Source organism: Limnobacter parvus, assembly GCF_024623725.1.
In the GTDB taxonomy this organism is placed as follows: Bacteria; Pseudomonadota; Gammaproteobacteria; order Burkholderiales; family Burkholderiaceae_B; genus Limnobacter; species Limnobacter parvus.
This window is the reverse complement of sequence record NZ_JANKHG010000005.1, coordinates 61,939-68,536: the sequence shown is the minus strand read 5'-3', so window position 1 is coordinate 68,536 and position 6,598 is coordinate 61,939. Positions and strand designations below refer to the sequence as shown.

The 6,598-nt window shown below is 51.5% G+C and carries 9 protein-coding genes; all 9 read left to right on the top strand.

Features of this window, described 5'->3' with window-relative positions:
- Positions 1-158: flagellin (locus NSP04_RS02285; RefSeq protein ID WP_257510657.1), on the top strand; the 158-nt coding region annotated here is incomplete at its 5' end.
- A 244-nt stretch (positions 159-402) separates the two neighbouring features.
- Positions 403-1,197, top strand: a complete 795-nt coding sequence (locus NSP04_RS02280) for a flagellin N-terminal helical domain-containing protein (protein ID WP_257510725.1) — start codon at positions 403-405, stop codon at positions 1,195-1,197.
- Between the two features lie 176 nt (positions 1,198-1,373).
- Positions 1,374-1,718, top strand: coding sequence for a flagellar protein FlaG (locus NSP04_RS02275; protein ID WP_257510724.1), 345 nt, complete (start codon positions 1,374-1,376; stop codon positions 1,716-1,718).
- A 22-nt stretch (positions 1,719-1,740) separates the two neighbouring features.
- Positions 1,741-3,390 carry a flagellar filament capping protein FliD gene (fliD, locus tag NSP04_RS02270; protein WP_257510723.1) on the top strand — a complete coding sequence of 550 codons (1,650 nt, stop codon included), beginning with the start codon at positions 1,741-1,743 and terminating at the stop codon, positions 3,388-3,390.
- A gap of 87 nt (positions 3,391-3,477) precedes the next feature.
- Positions 3,478-3,882, top strand: coding sequence for a flagellar export chaperone FliS (gene fliS / locus NSP04_RS02265; protein ID WP_257510722.1), 405 nt, complete (start codon positions 3,478-3,480; stop codon positions 3,880-3,882).
- A gap of 26 nt (positions 3,883-3,908) precedes the next feature.
- A complete protein-coding gene (locus tag NSP04_RS02260; RefSeq protein WP_257510721.1) occupies positions 3,909-4,256 on the top strand; it encodes a flagellar protein FliT in 348 nt (115 codons plus the stop codon).
- A gap of 31 nt (positions 4,257-4,287) precedes the next feature.
- Positions 4,288-5,553, top strand: a complete 1,266-nt coding sequence (gene fliK, locus NSP04_RS02255) for a flagellar hook-length control protein FliK (RefSeq protein WP_257510720.1) — start codon at positions 4,288-4,290, stop codon at positions 5,551-5,553.
- Positions 5,543-5,824: an EscU/YscU/HrcU family type III secretion system export apparatus switch protein gene (locus NSP04_RS02250; RefSeq protein ID WP_257510719.1), complete on the top strand. Its 282-nt coding sequence runs from the start codon at positions 5,543-5,545 to the stop codon at positions 5,822-5,824. Before fliK ends, NSP04_RS02250 begins: the two co-directional genes overlap by 11 nt.
- A gap of 2 nt (positions 5,825-5,826) precedes the next feature.
- A complete protein-coding gene (locus NSP04_RS02245) occupies positions 5,827-6,582 on the top strand; it encodes a flagellar brake protein (protein WP_257510718.1) in 756 nt (251 codons plus the stop codon).
- The last annotated feature ends 16 nt before the right edge of the window (positions 6,583-6,598 follow it).

Sequence of the window (6,598 nt, the reverse complement as noted above, 5' to 3'; positions counted from 1 at the left end):
GCACCAACTTGCAAGCCGCACGAGGCCGAATCATGGATGCGGACTTCGCCAAGGAAACAGCGAACCTGACCCGTTCACAGATTCTGCAACAGGCAGGCACGGCAATGCTGGCCCAGGCCAACCAGCTGCCCAACAACGTATTGAGCCTGTTGCAGTAATGAATTAAAAATTAGCCAAACCACTTACTACTTCAAAAGATTATTCCTCCTAAGGAGGGATAATCTTTTTCCTTTTTTACTTAATCAAAATTAATTTTAATTAAATCAATAAATTAGCTTAAGTTTATTTGCAAACCTCCGTTAAACGAAATGTCAGTAAAAGAAACTGCACAAGGGTTACATAACCCAAAGCGATAAAACCCTTCACACAGGTTTTATCAATTCAACCGCTAGGAGGTCCTAAATGTTAGGAATCAATACANTGTCTTCTGGCTTGCGTGTCAACAGCGCCAAAGACGATGCCGCTGGTTTGGCCATTGCAGAACGCATGCAAGCCCAGATCAAAGGCTTCGATGTTGCATCCCGCAACGCCAACGATGGCATTTCACTGTTGCAAGTGGCTGATGGCGCCTTGGGCAAAATCAGTGACAACCTGCAGCGTATGCGTGAACTGGGTGTTCAAGCCAAAAACGGCACATTGAACGCAACCGACCGCACCAACCTGAACCGCGAATATGTTGAACTGGCCAACGAAGTAGGCCGTGTTGCCACAGGCACCACATTCAACGACAACGCCGTGTTCCTGGCTGCCAACAAATCGGTTTCACTGCAAATCGGTTCAGGCAACGACGCTGCCGATACATTGGCCGTGAACCTGACTGACACAGGTGCTGCCGGCGGTAACGACCTGCAAACCACCCTGGGTGGCGCAACTCAAGCCGCAATCGTGACTGCCTTTGGCGGAGTGGACTCCGTGGCCAACGCCACACAGGCCATCACTGACATTGACACAGCGATTGACGACATCACCAACCTGCGCGCTACGACTGGTGCTGGCTTGAGTCGCCTTGAGCAAGTTGTTTCCTCACTACAAACCACCAGCAGCAACTTGAACTCGGCCCGTGGCCGAATCATGGACGCTGACTTCGCCAAGGAAACTGCGAACCTGACCCGTTCACAGATTCTTCAGCAGGCTGGTACTGCCATGTTGGCCCAGGCCAACCAGCTGCCCAACAACGTGTTGAGCTTGCTGCGTTAATTCAGGCATCTACCTGAAAACAGACCAGAACCCGCCACAAGTGGGTTCGAATCAAACAAAAAGCCCGGTGAATCAAGCTCACCGGGCTTTTTAACATTAAAGAAAACCCCTAAACCTGCCGTTAATCAAGTCATGGGGGCTTGTCTTGCCCGCTTAGAATTTGGAAGGTGGCGAAAATGAACATTTCAAACATGGCAGATTATGCGAGCGCCCTGCAAAAACCGCAGGAAACAACCAACATCAAAGCGCCTTCGGGCAACGCAGCCAAACCGCTAATGGGCGAGCAGGCTGAGCTTAGTGTGGGCGAAGTGCTGGAAGTGGTTCAAAAAGCAAACGCGGCGCTTAGCGGCAACCAATCCAATTTAAAGTTTGTAGTCGACAACGACAATGGCAAACCAATTATTCAGATTGTTGACCGGGAAACTCAGGAAATTCTTAAGCAGATTCCTTCGGTAGAAATGCTGAAAATCGCAAAAGCCATCGAAAAAATGCAAGGCGTTCTAATGTCTCGCGAAGCCTAGAACGCAACAAGGGGAATAAGTCATGGTAGGTATCTCATCCGCAGGCATTGGTTCAGGTCTGGACATCGAAGGCATCATTGGTTCATTGATGGCTGCCGAGCGATTGCCACTGAACAAAGTGAGCCAAGAGCGCACTGCGATCAACACCAAGATTTCCATTTACGGGATTATCAAGAATTCTTTTGCCGATTTAAAAACAGCCGCTGACAAGTTGACCAATCTCAGCAATTTGAATCCGCTGAAAGCCACATCCAGCGACGACAAAATGGTGTCGGCCACGGCAAGCGCTGCCAACGCAAAGGGCTCTTACAGCATTGAAGTCAGCCAATTGGCCAAGGCCCAAAGCGTGGCGGCTGCGGGTGTGGCGACCTCCGACAGTGTTGTAGGCACAGGCAGCCTGACCATTACTTTGGGCAGCTACGATTCCAACACCAACACATTCACCGACAATGCCGACAAAACACCGGTCATGATCAATATCGGTGCGGGTCAACAAACCCTTGACGGCATACGGCAAGCCATCAACGACGCCGATGCGGGTGTTACCGCATCCATCGTCAACGATGGTGCAGGTTCGCGACTGGTGTTGACCAGCAAGGAAACGGGTGCAGTGAACGGCTTCAAGCTTGAAGTGGCCGATGCCGATGGCAACAACACCGACACAGGCGGACTTTCCCGTTTGGCCTATGACCCCACTGCCGCAGCAGGTGCAGGCAAAAATGCCGACACCCTGCAAGCCGCACTGAATGCCAATTTTACGATCAACAACTTGCCCGTCAGCAAAGCCAGCAACACTGTAACGGATGCAGTCGCAGGCCTGACACTGAACCTGAAAGCGGTTACGACAGCACCAATCAATATCGATGTTGGGCTAGACGACACTGCGCTAAAAACCACCCTGGATGGTTTCGTGTCGGCATACAACAAGATTCGCGGTAACCTGAAAGACCAGCAACAGAAAGATGCCACATTGTCCAGGGAAACCACACCGTCCACCCTGGAACGCGGACTGCGCAATATTCTTCGCGAGCAAGTGGCCCAGTATGGCGTTGGGCTAAGCGACATTGGCTTGAGCTTTGACCAAGATGGCGTACTCTCGCTGAACAAATCAAAACTTGACACAGCCGTGGCAGCGGACCCGTCCATTCTGGAAAAAGTGTTTTCCAACACGGCCACCACCACCGATGCCCGGGTACGGTACATTGGCGCCAACAGCATGACCCAGGAAGGTACTTACGCCATCAATATAAGCACAGCCTACGACGGCAGCAACACAGTGGCTGGTACTTTGAATGGACTGGCGGGCACGGGTGTGGGCAACACACTAACAGGCGCTACGGGCGATCCCAGCGAAGGCCTTCAGTTCTCGGTGGCACAGGGCGCAATTGGCGGCATGGGTACAATTACTTTTAGCAAAGGTCTTGCAGAACGCCTAAGCGACTGGATCGGTACGCTTTCCGATGAAGGGGGCACCTTGGTGGCCCGGACAGACGGACTGAACAGCCGCAAACTGCGCCTGGATGATCAAGAAGGCCGACTCAACCTTCGTTTGGAACAAATTGAAAAACGTTACCGCGCACAGTTCAGTGCACTTGATTCCATGCTGGCCAGCATGCAACAAACCAGCTCATACCTAAGCCAGCAACTTGCCGCGCTTGCCCAACAACGGTAAGCCCGGAACTGTGCCGTAAAACCCCTGTTTTTGTTCGTATCGAACAGGGGATAAGCAGCCTACTATTTGTTTTAGACAAACCAACAAGTGAACGCATCCATGATGTACGGCGCAAAAGCTTATGCACAAGTGGGCCTGGAAACAGGCATAAACAGCGCGTCCCCCCACGGCCTGATTGTGATGCTGTACGAAGGCGCGATTGAAGCCATTCGCAAAGCCAAGATCTACATGGAAATGCAAAATATTGAAATGAAGGCCAAGTCAGTGGACAAAGCGCTGCGCATCATCAAAGATGGCCTGACGGCTTCGCTGGATGTCAATGCCGGTGGCGCACTTGCCGAGCAACTGCTTTCGCTGTACGACTACATCGGCAAGGAATTGATTCTTGCCAATGCCCAGAACAACCCTGAACGCATGGACACCTGCATCTCACTGCTGGAAGACCTGCGTGGCGCTTGGCTTGAAATTGGCCAAACCGCAAGCAAACCATAACAACATTTAAAGGACTGCTTTCGACCATGATTTTTGCGACAGAACACAACGGTGCAATCATGAAACTGTACGCGGCCATTGCGAATCAAAGCCAATTGATGCTGGATTCCGCCAAGGCTGGCAACTGGGACGATTTGTGTGCTGCGGAGGAACAATGTTCCAAACTTATTCATGAACTACAAGCTGTGAAAGAGGCACAACAAATCGAACTGAATGAAAAAGAACGTAGCCAGCACATTGGTTATCTCAAGAAAATCCTGGCCGATGACGCTGCAATTCGCGACATCACTGAACCTCGCCTTAAGCAGTTGGAAGAATTTCTTCGCGCAGCCAATAACTCGCAGAAACTCAGCAACTCTTATGGATCCAACTGAGCCATTGCGCTAACGGCAACGGGTGTGAGACATGTCATTAAGCCCGGTTAAATCGGCTCCACCCAACGTCAACACCGTACTTCAATCGAACCCGGGTGACCGGGTTGCATCTGGCAAGGGTGAAATAGCACCCGTGGTTGCCATTTTGTCGCGTCAGTTGCCCCTGCCACAGGCCCAACAGCTTGCCGGCCAGACCGTGATGGTCCGTGTCAACAAGAGCGGCCCTGGTGGTGAAGCAGAACTGGAATTCGCAGGTCAAAATATTCAAGTGAAACTGCCACCGGGCCGTTCACTGACTGCGGGCGAAATGGTCACCGTCAGCTTTGCCTTGGCCAGCAAAGGCGATGACCTGTCCGCAGGTGGCGCCAGCGGCAATAAAAAGATTGCAGATGCTCGCAACCTTATTACGACCCTGCCTGTCACTGGCGATGAAGGCGAAGCACAGGAATCGCCGAGTTTTGTAGACCGGCTTTCCGGTTCAGCCAGATTGATTGGTTTGCTGGAAAGGCTGGGAAAAGGCAGCCCCACCCAGGTGTCGACCACGGTCATGACCAGCCTGAAGCAACTCAGCACCCAGATTCAGGCGCAAACCAACTCCACGATGAACGCTTTGCTCGAAAACAGTGCTGCGAACAATTCGGAACTTGCCGCCGCCAAAACCGACCCACGTGCAGCCCTGCAAGCCAGCCAGCAGATTAAGAATACAAGTATGCTGAACAACAACCTGGCAGGTGTGCTGGCCAAACAGGTCAGCGCTGCAGTTGAAAACAGTGGTTTGTTCTATGAATCGCATTTGCAGCAATGGGCCAACGGACAACGCAGCACTGACCAAATTGCACGCGAACCCCAGGCGAGGTTTGGACAAGACCAGGTGATTAGCGAAAAAGGATTGGCTCCCAGTGCCCTGGATCAATCCGTGAAAATGGTGACTGCACAACTGGCGACCCTGGACAATAATCGAATTTCACTGGCACTAAGCGGTTTGCTGGGACAACCCATTCAAATCGACATCGAACCTGACCAAGACGACCCTTCCGATCAACCTGAAGAGGCTGGTGAAGAGCCCGCGCGTCCTTGGGTGGCCAGGCTGAAACTGGACATGGCTCATTTGGGTGAACTCCACGTTCGTGTTCGCATGGTAGGTTCGCAATGCGATGTTCAAATATCCGGACCTGCGCAAAGCAAAAAAGCGATTGACCCCCATTGGCAGGAGTTTCAACAAGCGATGGACAATCAAGGACTCAAGCTGGTTCACGGGCAGTTCATGGTGGAATCGGGGGTGAAAATTGGCGAATAACTTAAGCCCCCAACAAGCAGTTGCACTGGCCTACCTGGAACATTCAGGCGCACCCAAAGTAGTGGCCAAAGGCAAAGGGTTGATTGCTGAGCAGATCATTCAAAAAGCCAAGGAGTCTGGTGTATTCGTTCATGAAAGCCGTGAACTCGTCTCACTGCTGATGAATATTGATCTGGACCAACAAATTCCACCCGGTCTTTATCAAGCCATTGCAGAATTGCTGGCTTGGGTGTATCAAATAGAAAACAAAGAATTCAATACAGAGGGATAGCCATGAGTCAAAATACAAGTATCGCGCCGGAACGCGATCAAAAGCTGCTGCAAGAATTCAGTCTGAGTGCCGTGCCCACCGTTCGTAAATTGCTTAACAGCATCGATGAAGACGAGCATGAAATTTATGTTTACTTACAGGCGGATCACACTCAATTCGTAACGGAAGTGTTGAACATTGACTGGAGTGCAGGCTTGATCTGGCTTGGTACTCCCTATGAAAAAGCGCTCAGTGCAAATTGCGGCGCCAACACTGCCTATGTGATGGTCAGTTTCCCTGACGGCGTAAAAGTACAGTTCGCTGGCATTGGCATTTTACAAAGCGAATACCAAAACGCTGGCGCGCTTCGAATTGCGATTCCGAAGTCAATTGTTCGCTTGCAGCGCCGAAATTATTTTCGGGTTATGGCCGACGATGAACTGAACTCACAAGTGAAGCTGGAAGTTCCTTCCACACAGGGAACAGCCAGCTTGATCGACATCAGCCTGGCGGGTTGCGGATTCACAATTCCCGGGAAACCGAGTTGCCACAAATCCGGCGATGTGCTTAAGGATGTTCGACTCACCCTGCCCGATGGCGAGGGCAGCATGCTGGTGGAACTGACAGTTCGCAACGTCAAAGGACTCAGCGACGATGCAGACCAAGTTCAGCTGGGCTGTGAAATGAAGACAATGGACCGGGGTGCCGAACGTCGTCTGCAGCGCTTTTTGTTGGCGACAGAACGCAGACAACGCTCTAGTCTTCATTCCATCGACTGAGCGCGGTTTTTGAAAC

Excerpts from the sequence above, each read along its gene's own strand:
- NSP04_RS02275 (WP_257510724.1), top strand. The coding sequence starts at position 1,374 with ATGAACATTTCAAACATGGCAGATTATGCGAGCGCCCTGCAAAAACCG.
- fliD (WP_257510723.1), top strand. The coding sequence starts at position 1,741 with ATGGTAGGTATCTCATCCGCAGGCATTGGTTCAGGTCTGGACATCGAA.
- NSP04_RS02260 (WP_257510721.1), top strand. The coding sequence starts at position 3,909 with ATGATTTTTGCGACAGAACACAACGGTGCAATCATGAAACTGTACGCG.
- fliK (WP_257510720.1), top strand. The coding sequence starts at position 4,288 with ATGTCATTAAGCCCGGTTAAATCGGCTCCACCCAACGTCAACACCGTA.
- NSP04_RS02245 (WP_257510718.1), top strand. The coding sequence starts at position 5,827 with ATGAGTCAAAATACAAGTATCGCGCCGGAACGCGATCAAAAGCTGCTG.